This window comes from Streptomyces sp. SPB162 (genome assembly GCF_029504575.1).
Classification (GTDB): Bacteria; Actinomycetota; Actinomycetes; order Streptomycetales; family Streptomycetaceae; genus Actinacidiphila.
The window spans coordinates 371,739-391,571 of the sequence record NZ_JAQFII010000002.1; the positions used below are offsets into that span (position 1 = coordinate 371,739).

Below are 19,833 nucleotides of genomic sequence, written 5' to 3' on the forward strand. Positions count from 1 at the left end.
CGATGAAGCTCTCCAGCTTCGGCATCGGCGACAGCCTGGTGCGGGCGACACTCGCCATCCATCAGCCGCCGATCGGCAGCAGCACCAGCCCCGGCGCGCTCATGAAGACGTTCCACTTCGACTTCAACCCGTCCCAGTTGTCGCTCACCCGCAGGGCTCTGTGGAAGACCACGCCCACCGCGGCGGTGCGGGACGGCGCGGTCCCGGAGTTCATGGGGCCGGAGCCCCGGGAGATGACGGTGGAGATCTTCCTCGACCGCTCCGACGACCCGGACAGCAACGATGTGCGCAAGAAGGTCGAAGCCCTCTTCTCCTGCTGCGAGACGACCACCGCCAGCATCGCGGCGAATCAGCCGTCGACCCCGTGGGTGGTCTTCGAGTGGGGTGCCTTCTCCACTGCCCGCTTCAACGCGTACGTCGCCTCCGTGGAAGCCCAGTACACCCTCTTCAACACCAACGGGATGCCGATCCGGGCCGTCTGTCAGGTGAACCTGCACGAGATTCCGAGCAGCACCCTCGGCCAGAACCCCACCTCCGGCGCGCTCACCACCCGCCGGGTGCACCGGGTCGTGGCCGGCGACTCGCTCCCGCTCCTCGCCTGGCGCGAGTACGGGGACGCCACCGTGTGGCGCACGATCGCCGAGGCCAACGACATCGACGACCCGAAGTCGCTGACGCCCGGTGTGGAACTGATGCTGCCCGCCGCGGAAGAGGTCGGCGTCTGATGCCCGACATCGGTTTCTCCAACATCCTCACGGTGCAGATCGCCGGCACGAAGCTCAAGGCCCCGGAGAACCGGAATCTGGTCGCGGGCCGGGTCGACTTCGGCGCGGGTGTGCCCGGCGCGTTCCAGCTCACCTTCCGTGACGAGAAGAAGGACATCCTCGCCAAGCTGAACGTCGAGATCGGCGTGCCCGTGGTCATCGCGCCGCTCTCCGACGGCAAGGGCACGCCGCTGATCACCGGAGAGGTCACCGCGCTGGAGACCGACTACGACCGCACCGGCACCTTCACCATCATCCGCGGTTACGACAAGGGCCACCGCATGCTGCGGCAGCGCAGGGTCGCGGCGTACAAGAACAAGACCGCCACCGAGATCGCCGTCGAGCTGGCGCGCAAGAGCGGGCTTCCGATGGGGAAGACGCAACCCACCAAGGGCCAGTACGAGTTCATCAGCCAGGCCAACGTCACCGACTGGGACTTCGTCCAGCGCCTCGCGGACGAGAACGAGATGGTGATGTCCATCAACTCGAAGGGCAGGTTCCAGTTCGTCAAGCGGCAACGGGCGGCGCTGGCTCCCCCGGAGAGCATGCCGAGCGGGCAGAGCGCGTTCCTCCTGAAGGGCGGCGAGGAGATCCTGCGCTGCCGGGCGGCGGTCACCTCGGCCGATCAGGTGACCGCCGTCGAGGCGCGTGGCTGGAACGTCACCACCAAGCGGCCCCTCGTCTACAAGGCGCCCGCCCTGGACAACCCGGGGTTCGTCATCGGTGCCAGGCCGTCGCAGGCGTCCAAGACATTCGGCAAGGCCGAGCTCGTCGAGACCGGCACGCCCTACGACAAGCTGGACGAGGTCAAGCACGCCGCCGACGCCCTGGCGGACGACGTGACCTCCTCCTTCGCCGAGGTGGAGATCACGGCGCGCGGCAACACCGAACTGCGTCCCGGCGTCGCCGTCACCCTCAAGGACGTCGGCAAGCCCTTCCAGGGCAAGTACACGGTCACCGCCGCCCGCCACACCTTCGGCGATCAGGAGCACTACCAGACGTTCCTGGACGTCAGTGGGCGTCAGTGGCGTTCGCTGTACGGGCTCACCTCCGGAGGCGGCGGGGCGGGACCGGCCAGGCTGCCGAGCGTCGCCAATGCCCTGGTCACCGACATCAAGGACCCGCTCCGGCAGGGCAGGGTCAAGCTGAAGTTCCCGTGGCTGGACGACATGTACGTCAGCGACTGGACCCGTACCGTCCAGCTCGGCGGGGCCAAGGGCGGCAGCATGATCTCCCCGGACGTCGACGACGAGGTGCTGGTGGCGTTCGACCGCGGTGCTCTGGACCACCCGTACGTCATCGGCGGACTCTACAACGGCGTCGACAAACCGGACCCCGTCGACGTGCCGGTGTACGACCCGACACGCGGCAAGGTCACCCGGCGCACCTTGGCCGACCGCAGCAACAACCGTATCGACCTGCTCGACCAGAGTGTCGGCCTCAAGCGCGGGGTGCGGCTCTCCACCGGTGACGACCGGCTCACCATCAATCTGGACCGGACGAAGACCGAGATCGTCGTGGACAGCAAGGGAAAGGTCTCCATCAGAGGATCCGCCGCCGTGGCCATCAACGCGGGCGGCAATCTCTCGCTGAACGCGGTGGGCTCCGTGACGATCCGCAGCGGCGGCCTGATGAACATCAACGCGGGGACCACCCTCTCCGTGAACTCGGGCGGCATCGCGTCCGTCGCCTCCGGCGCGGCCCTCAGTGTGAGGGCTGGTGCCGCCATGACGTTGACGGCGGGGGTCTCCCTGCAGATCACCGCCGCCATCAACATCGGCCTGCAAGCCGCCACGATCAAGTCCACCGGCATCCTCACCTCCAACCTGAAGCCGGTGCTGACCGTAGGAGGAGTCTGATGGCGGAACAGTTCGTCGGCTCCGGGTGGGCGTTTCCCCTGCGCATCAGCCCCACCGGCGGGATCGCCCTGGTCAGCGGGGAACGCGAGGTCGAGGAGGCCATCAGGCTCGTCCTGTCCACCGCGCCCGGAGAACGGCCGATGCGTCCCGAATTCGGCTGCGCCATCCACGACATGGTCTTCGCGCCCGTCAACGAGGCCACCGCGGGCCGCATCCAGCACGAGGTGCACAGTTGCCTGGACCGCTGGGAACCGCGCATCGAGGTGGATGACGTCGCGGTGACGGCCGGCGCCGAGGACGGTGTGCTCTTCATCGACGTCCGCTACTCGATCACGGGCACCAACAACCCGCGCAGCCTGGTCTTCCCGTTCTACGTGATCCCCTCCCACGACGGGCCCGAGGGGTCCGGCACGCCCGACGAGCACCTTGGAAGCGACCGCTGATGGCCCTGCCCTCCCCGAACCTCGACGACCGGCGCTTCCAGCAGTTCGTCGACGACGCCAAGCGCTACATCCAGCAGCGCGCCCCCGAATGGACCGACCACAACGTCTCCGACCCGGGCGTGACCCTCGTCGAGACGGTCGCCCACATGGCCGATCAGATCGTGTACCGACTCAACCGGGTACCCGAGAAGAACCACCTCGCGTTCCTGGACCTCATCGGGATCACCCTCTTCCCCCCTTCCGCGGCGCGGGCCGATGTCACGTTCTGGTTGTCGGCGCCGCAACAGCAGCCCGTCGTGCTGGCGACGGGCACCGAGGTCGCCACGGTCCGTACCCAGACCGAGGACGCGGTGGTGTTCGCCACCGAGCGCGAACTCACCGTGGTGCCCTGTGAGCTGTCGTACCTCGTGGTCCAGTGGGCCGGTCAGGAGGCGGTCGACCGCACGTCGGACCTCGCCGAGTCCAAGGACGTGCACTGCTTCACGGAGGCTCCGCGCCCCGGTGACCGCATGCTGTTCGGGCTGAGCGCCGCCGTACCCGAATGCGTGGTCGTCCTGGAACTCGACAGTCAGGTGGACGGCGTCGGTGTCGACCCCAGGCAGCCGCCGCTCGTCTGGGAGGCGTGGACCGCCGACGGCTGGGTCGGCTGTGACGTCGACCGGGACACCACCGGCGGCCTCAACCGCCCCGGCGAAGTCGTGCTGCACGTTCCCGGCGGCCACGCGCTGTCCCGCACCGGGCGGCGTGAGGCGGGCTGGTTGCGCTGCCGGGTCACCGACCCGGAAGAGGGCCAGCCCTTCTACACCACCTCCCCCACCATCCGCTCCGCCGAGGCGTTCAGCATCGGCGGCACCACCGGTGTCGTGCACGCCGAGACGGTCCGGGACGAAGCGCTGGGCGAGGCCACCGGCCTGCCGGGCCACCGGCTGCGGCTGGCCAACAGCCCCGTCGTCGGCGACGCGCAGCCGCTGCTCCTCCAGACCGCCGAGCGCGACGGCTGGGTCGACTGGGAGACCGTCGGCCACTTCGCCGCCTCCGGCCCCGACGACCGGCACATCACCCTGGACGCGACCACCGGTGAGATCGCCTTCGGCCCCTCCGTACGCGAACCGGACGGCACCTTGCGTCAATACGGAGCCGTACCGCCCAAGGGCGCGCCCATCCGGGCCCGCCGCTACCGCACGGGCGGCGGAAGGGGCGGCAACGTCGCCAGGGGCGCCATCCAGGTACTGCGTGACTCCATCCCCTACGTCTCCGACGTCCTGAACCGGGAGGCCGCGCGCGGTGGAGTCGACGGTGAGACCGTCGAGGAGGCGAAGGTCAGGGCGCCCATCACGCTGAGCGGGCAGGACCGCGCCGTGACCCTGCGGGACTACGAGGAACTCGCGCGCCGCGCGGCGCCCGAAACGGCGCGCATCACCTGTCTCGCGGCCGAGCCCGATGAGCACGGCGCGCACGCCGTACGGGTGCTGGTCGTCCCGCAGGCCGTGTCCGACCCGGGCGGGCGACTGCGCTTCGAGCAACTCGTGCCCGGGGACGCCCTGTTGAGCCGCATCACCCGGTTCCTGGACGACCGGCGCCTGATCGGCACCCGGCTGGCGGTGGGACCGCCGTTCTACCAGGGGGTGACGGTCGTCGCGACGGTGCACGCCTTCCGCGGCACCGACACCGACCGGGTCAGGCGGCAGGCGCACGACGCCCTGTACCGCCATCTCGACCCGCTGACCGGAGGGGCGCACGGCACGGGCTGGCCCTTCGGCCGCCCGGTGCAGGCGGGCGAGGTGTTCGCGGTGCTGCAACGGGTACCGGGCGTCGAGTTGGTGGACGAGGTGCTGCTGCATCCCGCCGACCCGCTCAGCGGCAGGCGTGGCGACCCCACGGAGCGGATCGATCTCGAACCCTCCGCCCTCGCCTTCTCGTTCGACCACCGCGTCCGGGTGATAGGAGGCGCGTCGTGAACCCCGGCGAAAGCAGGCGCGGCGCCGTCGACGGTCTCGGCTCCTCGGCGCCGCTGGGCGTGATGCTGCCGGCGGTGTTCGCCGAGGACGATCTCGCCCAGCGCTTCGTCGCGGGTATCGACGAGGCCCTCGCGCCGCTCCACAACGTGCTCGACTGCCTGGACGCCTACTTCACCCCGTCCCTCGCGCCCGCGGACTTCACCCGCTGGCTCGGCAGTTGGGTCGGCGCGGAGACCGAAGGACCGGACATGGCAGGGGGCATCGAAGACCCCCTGGAACGGGACCTGACGGAAGCCCCCCTCGGCGAACCGGCCACCGGCCACCCGCAGGACACGGCGACGACGGCCGCGCTGCGCGCCGCGGTGACCTCCGCCGTACGGCTGCACCGCGTCCGCGGCACCCGGCGGGGACTGTCCGAGGCGATCCGACTCGCCTTCGGCGTGGAGCCGGAGATCATCGAGAGCGGCGCGGCCGCCTGGGACGCCAAGCCCCTGGGCCCGGTCCCCGGCGACAGCCGCCCGCATCTGCACGTCACGGTGCGGCTGCCGGTGCCCGGCCCCGCTGCCGAGCACCGGCTGGAGCGCCTCGTAGCGGCAGCCCGCCCCGCCCACATGCCTTATACGGTCCAGGTGACCGCCGCCGAAAGGACTTCCGACAGGTGACCAGTCAGCAGGCCTCCCCGTCCACGCCATCGTCGTCAGCGGCCGGTGGGGACACGGGGAACACGCCACGTCACTGTGCCGAATGCGGCACGCGGCCCACCCCGGGGCAGTCCTTCTGCGACGGCTGCGGCGCGGTACTGGGCTGGACCCCGGACCGGGAGGAGCGAGGGGCGGGTACGCCGGGCGCCTCGGACGCGGACGAGGGCACGTCGGCGGACGCGCGCACCGACGACGCGGATGGTGATGCTGCTCCTGCAGCCGGGAGCACAGACCCGGTACGAGGACCCCTCCCCGGAACCGCGGGCGCCGACTCGCCGACGGTGGCGCCCGAAGAAGCGAACGCCACCCTTCCCATGAACCCGGCGAGCGCGACCCCGGGCCCGGACGCGAGTGCGCGGGCCAGGGCGCTGCTGGTACCCGTCGCCGACCAGCGCGCCGCCGCACCGGCACCGGAGGTCGTGCCGGTCCTCCCCGGCGTGCCCGCCGCGGCCCGCCCCCGGGTCCAGGCCCCCAGCGCCGAACCGGCCGACGACACCGGCCCCCCGTGCCCCTGGTGCGAGGTCGGCAACCGCCCCGACCGGCACTTCTGCCGGCGGTGTGGCATGTCCCTCGCGGAGCGCCCCGGCGTTCCGGCGGCCCGGCGCCCCTGGTGGCGCCGGATGTGGGACTTCGGCCACGGCCCGGCGCCGTGGGCGGGCGAGCGCCCGAGGCTGCGCCGGGGCATCGGCCGCATCTTCACCTGGGTCGTGTACGGCCTCGCGCTCGGACTGGTGATCTACGCCGCGCTCAACGTGGGTACGGCGTGGAACGCCGCACGCGACCACTTCGCGAAGCGGGTCCAGGTCACCCCGGATTCCACCACGGCGTCCCGCACCTTCGCCGGTCACCCGCCGAAGATGCTCTTCGACAAAATCAACAACAGTTGGTGGGGCCCCGGCGTCTCACAGTCCGCCGACGGCGAGTGGATCGAGGCGCGCTTCCAGGAACCCACTCGTCTGCTGGACATCCTCGTCACGTCCGGCATCTCCACCAAGGCCTCCGACCTCACCGAGGCCGCACTGCCGCACCGCATGGACGCCGTCATCACCACGGCCGACGGGAAGAAGACCACCCGCCCCATCAGCCTCGACCAGGTGAGCGGCCCCCAGCAGCGGAAGTTCCGGGCGCAGAACGTCGTCAGCGTACGGTTCGTCATACGTTCGGCGTTCAACGCGGGTGTCGACAAGCAGGTCTCGATCGCCGAGATCGAGTTCTTCACCCGGGTCACGAGCAGCGGCACATAGAGTCCGGCCCCACCCCGCCCGCGAACACACCCGCCTCAGCCAACCCGCGAAGACAGCTACCACCGAACACCACCCAGGCAGCCCCGCCGGATCCGTCCGGCGGGGCTGCCTGCGCGCGGCGAGGCGAGGTGGATCTCAGGTCAACGCCGCCCGCATGAGCGGGGATTCACACCGCGAGCGCCGTGCATCACGCGGGTCAGCGTTGCAGGGTAAGGACACCCGGCCGGTAGGGCAGTTGGTCGTAGGGACCGCTCGCGGTCGGGGACTTGCCCTGGTAGAGGAGCTGCAGGTGGCAGGGGTCGATGGTCATGGTCTGGTCGGGGTTGTTGCGGACCAGGTCACCGTGGCTGATGTCATTGGTCCAGCCGGCGCCGCTGTTGGCCTTGCCGGCGAAGGGGTTGCTCTCGGTGGCGGCCTGCGGCGTCCACGTTCCGCTCAGACTGGAGGCCGTGAACGAGCGGAAGTAGCGCTGCTCATTGGCACCCCGGGCCTCGACGATCATGAGGTACTGGTTCTGGCCCTGGACCTTGTAGACCTGCGGCGCCTCGAACAGGTTCTTCACCGTGTCGCTCATGACCGTCGTGTACGACGATCCGAAGTTGCCGGGGAAGTTCCCGAGCGGCATGCTCGCCCGGTAGATGCTGCCGTTGTCACCGGCGAAGAACAGGTACATGTTCTGGTCGTCGGCGATCAGAGTCTGGTCGATCGGGGCGGCGTTGGGGATGCCACCGGTGAACAGCGGCTGCGGCGCGGACCAGCCGTTGGGGTTCGTGGGGTCGCTCGACGTGCGGTAGATGAAGGGCCACGCACCCCACTGGTACGCCAGCACCCAGATTTTCTTGGGCGCGAAGTAGAACAGCGTGGGCGCCACGGTGGACTGGCTCATCCCGGTCTGGCCGGCCGACGCCATGTCCGACCAGTTCGTGAAGGGACTGAACATCATCGAACCGTACGACGATCCCGACACGTTCGACGCGTAGACCAGGTGCTTGCCGTTGTAGACCACGTTGGTGAAGTCCTTCAGCGAGGCCCACCCGTTCGCCGGCTGTGCCAACGCACCGGTCGACGTCCACCGGTACGTCGACGGAAGGGAACACGTGCCGCCCGTCGGCGGCGGGGTCGACGTCCCGGACGGGCCGGACCACTTCTGATTGCCGCCGGACCAGCAGGAGTACAGCTGGATCTTGGTGCCGTTGGTGCTGGCCGCGCCGATGGCGTCGAGGCACAGCCCGGACTGGACGCCGGCGATCGTGCCGTCGGAGTTGAGGGTCCACTGCTGGTTGGCTCCGCCGTTGCAGTCCCAGATGACCACCGCGGTGCCGTTGCCGGTGCCCTTGGCCATAGCGTCCAGGCACTTGTTTCCGTAGATCATCAGTTGCTTGCCGGAAGTGTAGGTCCAGCGCTGGTTGGACTGTCCGCTGCAGTCCCACAACTGCGCCTGGGTGCCGTTGGCGGTGGCGGAGCCGTTGATGTCGAGACAACGACCGGAGGTGACGCCCTTGATCTCCCCGGTACCGGTCCCGCCGGACGCCCCGCCAGGGGCGGCATTGAGGGCCTTCATGACCGCGGTGTAGGGGGCCTTGGGGTTGCCGTTGTTGTCGAACAGCAGGGGGCTTTCACTGCTCCGCCAGGAGTCGCTGTCACGGATGCCCCACACCGTGATGCCGGTACACCGGGTCACGGACAGGCAGGCGTTGACCGTGTTGGCGTAGTTGGTCGGGGACGCCTGCGCGATGTCCAGCTCGGTGATCTGGACGTCGACGCCCAGGGCGGCGAAGTTGGACAAGGTGGTCCGGAAACCGGACGGCGGGCCGCCGGTCCCGAAGTGGCTCTGGAACCCGACGCAGTCGATCGGCACGCCCCGGGACTTGAAGTCCCTGACCATGCTGTAGACACCCTGGGTCTTGGCGTCCGACCAGTTCTCGATGTTGTAGTCGTTGTAGCAGAGCTTGGCCGAGGAATCGGCCGCCCGGGCAGTGCGGAACGCTTCCTCGATGAAGCCGTTGCCCAGCACGTTCTGGAACACCGAGCTGCGGTGCTGGGTGGAGCCGTCGGCGAATGCCTCGTTGACCACGTCCCAGGCGTAGATCTTGCCCTTGTAGTGGGTCATCTCGGTGGTGATGTGTTTGTTCATCACGCTGCGCAGCGTGTTCGCGTCGCCGATGGAGCTGACCCAGGACGGGAGCTGCGAGTGCCAGACCGTGGTGTGGCCGCGCAAGCGCTGGCCTTGTGCCACGGCATGGTTGACGATCTGGTCGGCGGGGCCGAAGTTGAAATTTCCGCGGGACGGTTCGATGGCGTCCCACTTCATCTCGTTCTCCGGGGTGATCATGTTGAACTCCCGGTCCGCGATCGCGGCGTACGTCGAGTCGCCGAGCCTGCGCGCTGCCACAGCGGTGCCGAAGTACCTGCCCGAGGGAGCCGCCTGCGTACCCAGGGTCGCGGCTCCGGCGGAGCTCGGGAGGAGCGTCACCACGCCGGCCACCACCGCCGCGGCGGACAGCCCTATCGTCACTGTTCGGCGACGCCGGCCGAGCCGGTGCAGGCCCTTCATGATTCTCCTCGGCGGTTGCGGGTCGCGGTTGCCGTGATCGTGCGCGTATCGGCCGGTACGACCTGATCCGGCGCGAGGTGGGTGCGGTGCGGGACGCGGGGGCGTTCCTGCGTACCGGTGGCCCGGGGTCGGTGGGTGTGTGGCGTCATGGGAGCGGCTTTCTTCGGAGAGACCTCGACGGGGGAAGTGGGGGAACTACCACGCCGGCACGTCATGGCGAGTGGCGGAAGGGCGCCCCCCGAAGTGGAGGGCCTCCGAACTCGCGGTCTCGTAACAGAAATGTCGCGCCGCCCGGAAGATGGCTCAGTGATGCATCTCGCGGGCAAAAAACGTTATGACGAGAGGCGCTGGCCGGCCGTCGCCGACGGTTCTCAAGCCCAAGCCCTGCGGGTGATGAAGGAAGCCTGGCCGGCGAACGCCCGAGTGCCGTCGGAGCCGTCGAGCCAGATGCCACCGTCGCGGTGGCGGAGGACCGATCCGGGGTAGTTGTGGGCGTGCAGGGTCACCGAACCGGCGACCGCCCCGGGGTGCGGGCAGAAGGTGGCGTCTTCACGGAACAGTGCGCTGCCGTCGTTGGTGCCCAGTTGTAGCCGCAAATCACGGTGGCGCAGATAGCGGCCGTCGGCGGCACGGAAGGTGACGCACCGTGCGTTGGCCAGGCCACCGATGACCGAGAAGGTGACCCGATGTCGTATCTGCGCGTCGCTGGACGCGGAGACACGGCCGAGTGTCACGAAGTCGCCGGCGTACGTGAGGTACAGACCGGGCTCGTCCGCGGACTCCAGCGACTGTGCGCCCAGCGGAACGGTGACGGGGACGGCGGACGGACTCACCGGGGACGGTCCGGCCGACTCGGCGGTGCGCGCAGGGAACGGCGTGGCATTGCCGGTTGTGGGAGCGGCGGTGACGCCGGGTACCCGAGGTGCCGGCTCGGGCCAGGTCGCGTAGGTGGCGGTCCCGGCGATGAGCACCGCGCCGGTGGCGAGGCCCACCAGCGGATGAGCGGTCACCGCGGAGAGTTTGCCGATCAGCGAGCTGTGCAGGCCGCCGCCCGTCACCGTGCCGACGGCGACGTGTGCCGAGGTCAGCCCGGCGGCGCTCGCGGCCGTTCCTGACAGCAGGCCCTTGGCGGTCAGCGCGGCGATGAGTCCGGCCGGGACGGCCAGCGGCGCGAGGCTGAGGATCAGGAGTTCGGCCGGAACCCGTTCTGTCGTCGTCGCCAGGCAGACCGGGCAGCCGCGGGTGTGCCGCGCGATCCGCTTGCGCCACACCGACGCGCGCAGACCGTCCCAGTCGACGACGGCCTCGTCCAACTGCGGACAGCGTGGGTCGGCCTCCAGCGCGGCGACGATCGTCCGGCTCACTTCCAGCTGCTCACGCATGCGTTGCAGACGTACTCCGGCGTGGGCGACGGTGAGCCCCGTCGCGGCGGCGATGTCGTCACGGCTCAGGGCGCCGGCACATTCCTGCCACCACAGCGACAGCAGCACCTGATAGTCCGGGTCAAGCCACCGGCCGGCTTCCACCACCTGACGGCGCTCGTCCGACACATACAGACGCAGGATCGTCACGTCCTCGAGTTCCGCGCCGGCGTCCGGCATCTGGCGTGCCTCGTCGATGACCGTGGTCCGGCCGGCGAAAGCGCGTTGCCGCTGCCAGTGGGAATTGATCTGGCGGAGCGTGATCGACACCAGCCAGGACCGGAAGCTCTCCGGGGCACGCAGGGCAGGCAGATCGCGCACCACGCGCAGCAGGGTCTCCTGGACGACGTCATCGACGTCGGCATGTCCCCGCAGCGCTCGCCCGACGATGTTGTAGAGCAACGGCAGGTAAGCGGCGATCAGTTCCTCACGCGCCGCATCGTCACCGGCCTGCGCCGCGACGACCAACCCCGCGTGGTCCGCATCCATGAGTCCCATTCCCGCCTCCCCCAGGGGAGCCATCCGCCGAGTACGGCGCCACACCCTAGCGTCGGCAAGGGTATGCGGCCAAAGCCGGTGCCTCGGGCAGCCAGGCCTGCCTGCGGCGACGTGGAGGAAACGCCCGAGCGGGGCATCTTCGCAGGCACAACGGCCTGCGAAGGTGCCCCCGGGCTGGGTATCACGGCTGGGGGCGGCCGGCGCCGGTTCGCGCGGCGGACGCCCGTCAGTCCTGCCGGCGCCACGCGTGCAGGCCCCACCGGAACGTGTGCAGGGCGCCGGGGCCGAGTTCCACCAGGCCGTCACGGCTCCGGAACGCATCCGGCGGGCAGGACATCGGCTCGACCGCGATGCCCCGTCGTCGCCGCGCGGGCAGCGTGTCGCCGGTGTACACCTGCACGTATTCGGCGCCCTCGCCGAGCCACAGGTCGGTGCCGTGCGCACCCGTGGGATGCGCGAGGCGCACGACGGCCCGGCCGGAGGGGTTTCGTTCCAGGTCGGCGAAGGCCGTGTCCAGGCGCTGCGCGCCGACGGCCTTCGCCGTTCGGAAGTCGAACGGTGTACCGGTGACATCCTCGGCCGCGACAGGCATACCCGTATCGTCGAGGGGAAGCCACTTCCCGGCCGGGACGAGGAGCATCGCGTCGTCCACCGTCTCGGTGCCCACGGTCAGGTAGGGGTGCTGACCGACGCCGTAGGGCGCCGTGTCCTCGCCGAGGTTGTGGGCGACCACGGTCACCGTCAGCCCCTCGGCTCCGAGCACGTACCCCACACGGACGTCGAGGTGGAACGGGTAGCCCGGCTGGGGCCACAGAGTGACTCCCAGGAGTACCCGGTGCTCCTCGCGTTCGATCACGTGCCAGGACGTCCAGCGCAGCAGCCCGTGGATGGCGTTGCCGTTCTCCGGTTCGGTCAGCGGGAGCTGGAGGTCCTGGTCCTGCCAGCGGTACCGGCCGCCGCCGATGCGGTTCGGCCAGGGCACGAGGAGTTGGCCACGGCCTCCGGCGATGCGCTCATCGGCCGAGAAGCCGTCCAGCACCGGGCGGCCGTCGACCGAGTAGTCGCGCAGCGCACCGCCCAGTTCCACGACGACAGCGGTCTGCTCACCGTGGCGCAGCAGGATCTGCTGCCCGCTGGGGCTCTCGGACACGTACGGCCTCCGGTTCGAAGTCGGGATCGGGAGACCACGGCGCGGACGCGCCGTGGTCTCCCGAAGGGGTCTCTCAGGCTACGGGCGGCCGCCGGACGCGGCCGCCGACACGTCGGCGGGCACCGGAGTGAGCCGGAGCGAGATGACGTAGGACACCACGACCGCGACGATGACCAGCGGCATCACGGTCAGGCCCTCCCTTCCCAGCAGCAGGGTGGCCAGCAGTACCGAGGTCATCGGGAGTTTGAGCATCGCCACGCACATCGCACCGACGCCCATCGCGAACCCCGATGTCACGTCCAGGCCGGGCAGATGGGCGAGGGCGAGCCCGCCCGTCGCGCCCACGAACATCGCGGGAAAGATGGGGCCGCCCCGGAAGCTGCTCAGTGAGACGCTGTACGCGAGCGCCTTGCAGACCACGAGGACCACCAGGGTGCCCACCGAGTATCCGGCGCTCGCCGCGAGCAGCGGGTTGAGCGCGCTCTGCCCGGAGTACAGCACCCCGGATGCCTCCTTGCCCGTCCCTTCGGCGTAGACCAGCGCGATGACGCCGACGACTGTGCCCGCCAGCACAGTGGCCACCACTCGCCGCGGCTCGACCCGGGCTTGCAGGAACAGGGCGAACCGGTGAATCCCCGAGGCCACGACGGCCGCCGCCGCCCCGACCACGAGGGCCCAGCCGAACGCGGCGATGTCGGGCCGGTGGGCGTGCGGCACCTGCTGCAGGGCCAGCGAGTACGTACCCAGGCCCGTCCACGAGCCCAGGCCCGTGAAGATGAGCGAGCCGACCCCGGCCGCCAGCAGTCCCGGAACCAGCACCATCCCGAGCATCGCCCCACCGAGGCCGGACGCCTCCATCAGGAGGAACGATCCGAGCAGGGGGGATCCCAGCAACGTGCTGATGGCGGCGAAGCTCCCGGCGGCCCCCACCACGGCCGACGCGTCCGGCGGGAAGTTCCTTTTGACCAGGCGCACGGCGCCGACGGCCACGCCGCTGCCCAGCGCGATCAGCGGCGCCTCGGGGCCGAGGACGACGCCCAGCACGAGCGAAGCGATGCTGGCGAGCGCGATGCCCGGCAGATGGCCGGCCGGGGTCGGTCCCCCCGCCACGAGCCCCTCGGCGGGCTTGTGGCCGCCTCCACCCGGCAGGTACCGGATGGTCAGGCCGACCAGGAGCCCCGCCAGGGCGAGGAGCGGCACCGGCCACCAGGACGGCGTCCCGTGGAAACCCAGCGCCTCGGGCAGCTCCGTGTAGGTCAGTGACTGGAGTTCGGAGACCAGGGCGAGGTAGCCGAACGCCGCCGCCGAGATCGGAACGCCGAGCACCGCGGCCACCATCAGAAGGACCGGGTATCCACGGGCCCGGACCAGCGCGAACGGGTCCTTGGGGGCCGCCTCTGGCTGTCCGACACCGTCGGCCGACATGATCACCGTCTCTCAGCGCTGGCACGCGGGCACGCGGGCGTCTTCCAGGCCGTGATATCACGCGCCGACGGTGCTCCCCGGTGTCCCGGTTGCCCACCGCGCGACGGTGCGGGGGTTCTCAGTCCCATGGCCCAGCGATCCGGCCGCGCCGCTTCGCGGACGGCACGCGTCGATGCCCCGCCACGGCCGCACTGTCGCGTTCAGGAGGAGTCGGTTCCCGTCTCCGCGGCCGTGATGCGGCCGTCCCTGACCGCGTTCACCAGTGCTTGGTGGTCCCGCTCGTTCTGGTCGGCGTACCGCTCGGCGAAGGTGGTCAGTGCACGGTCGAAGGATTCGCCGCGCCCCAGGTATCCGGCGATGGCGATCCGGTCACCGGACCTCGCGTGGGCGCGGGCCAAGGTGGTGCCGCAGACCTCACCGAACACCCTCATGCCCCGCGGCACCATCAGTTCCGGCTGCGCGATGCCCTTCCAGTCGCGGAGCTGGCGGATGTAGAAGTCGCGGCGCCGCCCGTCCATCCCGTCCACCCGCTCCCAGCCGAGGAAGATGTCACTCGCGGCCTGCATCAACCGCTGCCCGGAGACCACCCGCTCGCCCTGGTTCTCGTACTCGCTCGCGCCCACGTACGGCGCGAGCACCGAGGTGTCGGCCTCTTTGGCCTGGAGGAAGAGCGGGTCGTCGCCGTCCCGGCCGCGCAGCAGGAAGATCCAGCAGCGGGTGCCGACGCTGCCGACGCCGACCACCTTGCGGGCCACGTCCACCAATCTAAAACTCGCGAGCAGGTGGCGCCGGTCCGACGCGAGGCTGCGGCCGTAGCTCTGCACCAGCCGGTGGAACTCTGCCTGCACGACGTCGCGTTCGGCCTCGGGGAGCAGGTCGGTGAGCGGCACGATGAGAGGCGGGTCGGCGGCGATCCGGGTCTGTCCGTCCACCACCTCGGCGAGCTTGTCGAAGGCCTGCAGACTGTCCTTGGTCCTGGCCGTCGCCAGGGCCCGGGCCACACCCTTGCGGCCGCGCTTCGCCAACTGTTGGCCCGCCACTTCCCGCAGACGGTCCGCGTCGATCCTCGCGTACCACACGGCGAGATGACCCATGCCCGCGAACCGGGTCATCGACTCACGGTAGGACCGTACGGTCGCCCGTACGATGTCGGCGCGCTCCGCGTCAGCGAAGCCGTTGGCCCGCCCGGCGATGACGAGGCTGGCGGCCAGTCGCTTGACGTCCCATTCCCAGGGGCCGGGCAGCGTCTCGTCGAACGTCGTTGATGTCGAAGAGCAGGCGGCGTTCCGGGGAGGCGAGCAGGCGGAAGTTCAACAGGTGCGCGTCTCCGCACAGCTGCGCCCTGATCCCCGAGTGCGGGGTTTCCGCCAGGTCGGCGGCCATGATCGCGGCCGCGCCGCGATAGAAGCGGAAGGGTGACTCGGTCATGCGGCCGTAGCGGATCGGCAGGAGTTCGGGCACGCGGGTCGCCGACTGCTCCTCGAGGATGCCGAGGGGATCGGGGCGCGTCGCCTGCGGCGCGAACTCGGCATGACTCGAGCGGGGCACATCACGACGGGCCGCCTTGCCGCGGGCCGCTCGTTCCGCGGGCGTCGCCTGCGGTCCGGGCCGAAACGTCGCGGCGGGGTGCTCGGTCATCGGATACCTCCCGTATGCGCTCACGTCCGATCATGGCGGATATCCCTGATATCGGCACAATCTGAGTGATCACGCAGCACGGTTCCGCGCCCCGGATCCGGGGCGGACCCGCCCTCGGGACGCGGTGGCGGGGTCCCCGGAGGCGCGCACGCGGGGCCTGTCGGATAGTGGATGGGGTAGTGATGCGCTGGAGATTGGATTCTCATGGACCGCTACCCCCCCATAGCGGATCACGGCCTGGTGGGCGATCTGCAGACCGCCGCATTGGTGTCCTCGCAGGGCGTCGTCGACTGGTTCGCCGCTCCACGGTTCGACTCCCCCAGCATTTTCGCCGCCCTGCTCGACCACGACCGCGGCGGATTCTTCCGGATGACGCCCAGCAATCCGGAAGCCTCGTGCAAACAGTTGTACTACCCCGACACCGCCATCCTGGTGACCCGCTTCATGTCCCCGGACGGCGTCGGTGAGGTGATCGACTGGATGCCGCCGAACCGCAGCCGCACCGCGAGCGACCGCCACACCCTGATCCGGGCGGTTCGCACGGTGCGGGGGACGGTCCGCTTCGACATGGAGTGCCGGCCACGGTTCGACTACGCCCGGGCCGCCCACGATCTCGACCTGCGGTCCGAGACCGGCGCCACGTTCCGGGCACCGGGCGTCACCGCGCACCTCCAGAGCAGCTTCCCGCTGGAGCGGGACGGTGACGACGTGCGCGGCTCGATCACCCTGAAGGTCGGCGAGCAGGCCGCGACCGTGTTCACCGTCTGCGACGCCGACGGGCAGCCTCCGCCGGCGCCCACCGTCGACGGAATCACCCAGCAGCTCTGGGATGTCGCCGAGTTCTGGCAGTCGTGGGTGCAGGGCTCCAACTATCGCGGCCGCTGGCCCAACATGGTCAACCGCTCCGCCATCACCCTCAAACTGCTCACCTACGCCCCCACCGGTGCACCGGTCGCCGCCGCCACCATGGGCCTGCCGGAACAGGTCGGCGGCGAACGCAACTGGGACTACCGCTACACCTGGGTCCGTGACGGCTCGCTCTCCATCCGTGCTCTGCTCGATCTCGGTTTCGTCGAGGAGGCCACGGACTTCACCCACTGGCTCGGCGACCGGCTCCGGGACTCGGCGGGGAAGGACGGCGAGCGCCTCCAGATCATGTACCGGGTCGACGGGACGCCGCTGCTGACCGAGGAGACCCTCGACCACCTCGAGGGATACATGGGCTCGGCCCCTGTGCGGCTGGGCAATGCCGCCTCCGATCAGTTGCAGCTGGACATCTACGGCGAGGCGCTCTACGGCCTGTCGGAAGGGCGCGAGGTCGCCGTTCAGTCCGGTTACCGCGGGTGGAAGATCCTTTCCGAGGCCCTGAACTGGCTGGCGGACTCCTGGGACCGGCCCGACGAGGGCATCTGGGAGACCCGCGGCGGGCGTCAGGACTTCACCTACAGCCGGGTGATGTGCTGGGCGGCGTTCGACCGCGGTCTCAAGCTCGCCTCCGAGTTCAGCCGGCCGGCCGACACCGACCGCTGGATGACGGCCCGCGACTCCATCCTGGAACAGGTCATGGAGCGCGGTTGGAGCGAGAAGGAGCAGGCTTACGTCCAGCACTACGGCGGGGAAGCCGTCCTGGACGCCTCGCTGCTGCTGATGCCCCGGGTCGGTTTCGTCGCGCCCAAGGATCCGTCCTGGCTCTCCACCCTGGACGCCATGGACCGCACGCTGGTCTCCGACAGCCTGGTCTACCGCTACGACCCGGCCGCCTCCCCCGACGGCCTGCGCGGCTCCGAGGGCACCTTCAGCCTCTGCACCTTCCTCTACGTGGACGCACTGGCCAGGGCGGGACGTCTGGGCCCCGCGCGGTACACGTTCGAGAAGATGCACACCTACGCCAACCACGTCGGCCTCTTCGCCGAGGAAGTGGGGCCGAGCGGCGAGCAGCTGGGCAACTTCCCGCAGGCGTTCACCCACCTCTCGCTCATCACGGCGGCCTGCACCCTGGACGATGCCCTCGACCGGCAGCGCGGCTGAGACGACGCGAAGAGCGCTGCGGAGGGCCGCTCCGACCGGGCGTCGACCGCGCCAGGGCCTCGACGAGTTCGCGGCGCTGTACGAACGGCTGCGCGGGCAAGCTGCCGGCGCGGGCGGCGCCCGGGGCGCCCTGGACACCCACACGCCGGACGCGATCCGCGCCGCCGCGGCGAATGTGCACCTGGTCACCGGCGCCGACGTCCGCGGGCTCGAGATTGGCACCCGCACGACCCGTGCGGCACCTCGGCCGGCCCGGAGCGTCACGGCCCGGGCGCCGGAGTCAACACGACGGCGATGTCTCCCGGCCGCGCGGTCGGGGCACCGGCCTCGGTGACCGCTGCGAGCTGCCCGTCCGGACGCACCACGAACAGCAGCTCGTGTCCTGCCGGGATCGCCCCGTCGCCGCGGTGCGTCACGATCCGGGAGCCGGCCGCGTACCGGCGGACCAGCTCCGGCCGGGTCAGCCCGGCACTGAAGAGAGCATCACCCCCGGTGTACGGCGCCACCACACCGTAACCGCCGGCGAGGGGTCCGAGACGGTGGACGGAGCCCTCCACGCTCTCCTGAAGGGTCATCGACGCGAGCGCGTTGAAATCGTCCTCCTCGGTGAGCAGCAGCACACTGGTGATTCCTTCCAGCTCGGCACCGGCTCCGGTGGCCGCCGCGAGCAGCTCACCGGGCGCCAGTTCGAGCCCGGCCTCCTCGATCCGGGCGCGCTGATCATGGGCGCCGGCCCACATCAACACGTCCAGGCCCGCCGAGTTCAGGGCGCGCCCCAGGTCGACCGCCCACAGATCACCACCGACGAGCAGCGGCCGCGACCGCGCGGGGCGCAGCACCCCCAGCCGCCGGGCGACCGGGAGCGCGGTCAGGCCGTAGAGCATGACGGTGGCGACGATGACGATGAAGGTGGCCGGCAGGATCCGGTCGGCTCCGTCGACCCCTTTCCGGACCAGGGTGACGGAGAACGTGGAGGCGGTGGCCGCGGCGATGATGCCGCGCGGTGCCATCCAGCCGACGAACCACCGCTCCCCGGGCAGGATGTCGGTCCCCGCGGTCGCGAGGTGCGCCACCAGCGGCCTGACCACGAGGACCAGGACGGCCACCAGGGCGAGCGCCGGCAGGACGACATGGCGCAGCGACTGCGGGGTGACGGTGGCGGAGATGGAGACGAACAGCAGCCCGATGATCAGTGAGACCAGGGTCTCGAAGAAGGGCCGGCGAGCCGGCATGTCCAGGCCCGGCAGGTTGGCCAGCGCCATTCCCATGACCACCGCGGCGATCAGGCCGGTGTCGTCACGGACCGCGTCGCAGGCGGCCGCCGCGCCGACCACCGCGGCGAACTGGACCGTGGTGCCGAGCACCTCGTTCAACCGCAGGTAGCGCAACACCAGCCAGAGCGCCCCCGCCCCGACCGCGCCGCCGGCCAGACCCACCAGCGCGCTGACCCAGAACTGTCCCAGCTGGCTCCCGAAGCCGTTCTGATCGGCCCTCGCGATGGCGCTGTGGAAGACGAACGCGCCCAGGATGCCGCCGACCGGATCGACCAGGGAGCCCTCCCAGACGAGGATGCGCTGCAGGCGCTCGGTCGGACGCACGAAGTTGAGCAGCGGTCCGACGACCGTCGGCCCCGAGACCACCAGGATCGATCCCAGCATGATGGCCGCGTTCATCGACATGCTCAGCACCGGCACCGCGAACAGGGCGGCGGACACCCAGGTGATGAGCGTGCCGAGCCAGAGGAGTCGAGCCACGACGCGCCGGGTGTGACCGCTCAGCCGCTTCAGGTCGAGGCCGAGCCCGGCGTCGTAGAGGATCACCGCCACGGCGAGCGAGACCAGGGGGGAGAACGCGGAGCCCAGCAGCCGTTCGGGGTCGACATCATCCGTCAGCGCGCCGGCGGCGAAGCCGACCGGAAGCAGGATGAGCAGCGCCGGCACCCGCAACCGGCTCGCCAGCAGCTGGGAGCCGGCCGCCAACACCACGATCAGGCCCACCCCGACCAGAACCTGGTCAGACGTCACAGCGGGTCCCTTCTGAACGGGTCTCCACCCGTCGGGCCGGGCCGGACCCGCCGGCGTTCGCCGGACGCGACCGGCTCGTTGCCCAGAGCGGGTTCGGCACGGGCTCCAGGAGTTTCGCCAGGCCGA

12 protein-coding genes and 1 pseudogene are annotated in these 19,833 nt (G+C 70.4%); 7 read left to right on the forward strand and 6 right to left on the reverse strand.

The genetic code is table 11. The features are described from left to right. Positions 1 to 2 precede the first annotated feature (2 nt). From M2266_RS31575 to M2266_RS31600, 6 genes are all read left to right on the forward strand, one after another. The gene (locus M2266_RS31575; RefSeq protein WP_277441696.1) at positions 3 to 725 is read left to right on the forward strand and encodes a peptidase M23; all 723 of its coding nucleotides are present in this window, start codon (positions 3 to 5) and stop codon (positions 723 to 725) included. After that, positions 725 to 2,623, forward strand: coding sequence for a VgrG-related protein (locus M2266_RS31580; RefSeq protein WP_277441697.1), 1,899 nt, complete (start codon positions 725 to 727; stop codon positions 2,621 to 2,623). Before M2266_RS31575 ends, M2266_RS31580 begins: the two co-directional genes overlap by 1 nt. Beyond that, a complete protein-coding gene (locus tag M2266_RS31585; RefSeq protein ID WP_269273461.1) occupies positions 2,623 to 3,066 on the forward strand; it encodes a GPW/gp25 family protein in 444 nt (147 codons plus the stop codon). Before M2266_RS31580 ends, M2266_RS31585 begins: the two co-directional genes overlap by 1 nt. Further along, the gene (locus M2266_RS31590) at positions 3,066 to 5,024 is read left to right on the forward strand and encodes a putative baseplate assembly protein (protein WP_277441698.1); all 1,959 of its coding nucleotides are present in this window, start codon (positions 3,066 to 3,068) and stop codon (positions 5,022 to 5,024) included. The genes M2266_RS31585 and M2266_RS31590 overlap by 1 nt, the downstream gene beginning before the upstream one ends. 62 nt (positions 5,025 to 5,086) lie before the next feature. Continuing rightward, positions 5,087 to 5,686, forward strand: coding sequence for a phage tail protein (locus M2266_RS31595; protein WP_277441830.1), 600 nt, complete (start codon positions 5,087 to 5,089; stop codon positions 5,684 to 5,686). 353 nt (positions 5,687 to 6,039) lie between these two features. Beyond that, entirely contained in the window at positions 6,040 to 6,969 is a 930-nt protein-coding gene (locus tag M2266_RS31600; protein WP_346780974.1) for a zinc ribbon domain-containing protein, read from the forward strand. A 196-nt stretch (positions 6,970 to 7,165) separates the two neighbouring features. Here the strand turns inward: M2266_RS31600 and M2266_RS31605 are convergent, their stop codons facing one another. The 5 genes and pseudogenes from M2266_RS31605 to M2266_RS31625 all read right to left on the reverse strand — a co-directional run bounded on the left by M2266_RS31605 (position 7,166) and on the right by M2266_RS31625 (position 15,655). Beyond that, positions 7,166 to 9,523 (reverse strand): non-reducing end alpha-L-arabinofuranosidase family hydrolase, encoded by a 2,358-nt coding sequence (locus M2266_RS31605; RefSeq protein WP_277441700.1) that lies wholly within the window; start codon positions 9,521 to 9,523, stop codon positions 7,166 to 7,168. 371 nt (positions 9,524 to 9,894) lie between these two features. Next, positions 9,895 to 11,442: a sigma-70 family RNA polymerase sigma factor gene (locus M2266_RS31610; RefSeq protein WP_277441701.1), complete on the reverse strand. Its 1,548-nt coding sequence runs from the start codon at positions 11,440 to 11,442 to the stop codon at positions 9,895 to 9,897. Between the two features lie 226 nt (positions 11,443 to 11,668). Next, positions 11,669 to 12,592 (reverse strand): aldose 1-epimerase family protein, encoded by a 924-nt coding sequence (locus M2266_RS31615; RefSeq protein ID WP_277441702.1) that lies wholly within the window; start codon positions 12,590 to 12,592, stop codon positions 11,669 to 11,671. Between the two features lie 78 nt (positions 12,593 to 12,670). After that, positions 12,671 to 14,017, reverse strand: a complete 1,347-nt coding sequence (locus M2266_RS31620; RefSeq protein WP_277441703.1) for a chloride channel protein — start codon at positions 14,015 to 14,017, stop codon at positions 12,671 to 12,673. 200 nt (positions 14,018 to 14,217) lie between these two features. Then, positions 14,218 to 15,655: pseudogene (locus M2266_RS31625) on the reverse strand (DUF2252 domain-containing protein). A 204-nt stretch (positions 15,656 to 15,859) separates the two neighbouring features. Here M2266_RS31625 and M2266_RS31630 point away from each other — a divergent pair. Continuing rightward, positions 15,860 to 17,683: a glycoside hydrolase family 15 protein gene (locus M2266_RS31630; protein WP_277441704.1), complete on the forward strand. Its 1,824-nt coding sequence runs from the start codon at positions 15,860 to 15,862 to the stop codon at positions 17,681 to 17,683. Between the two features lie 260 nt (positions 17,684 to 17,943). Here the strand turns inward: M2266_RS31630 and M2266_RS31635 are convergent, their stop codons facing one another. Then, positions 17,944 to 19,707 (reverse strand): cation:proton antiporter, encoded by a 1,764-nt coding sequence (locus tag M2266_RS31635; RefSeq protein ID WP_277441705.1) that lies wholly within the window; start codon positions 19,705 to 19,707, stop codon positions 17,944 to 17,946. Positions 19,708 to 19,833: the final 126 nt, after the last annotated feature.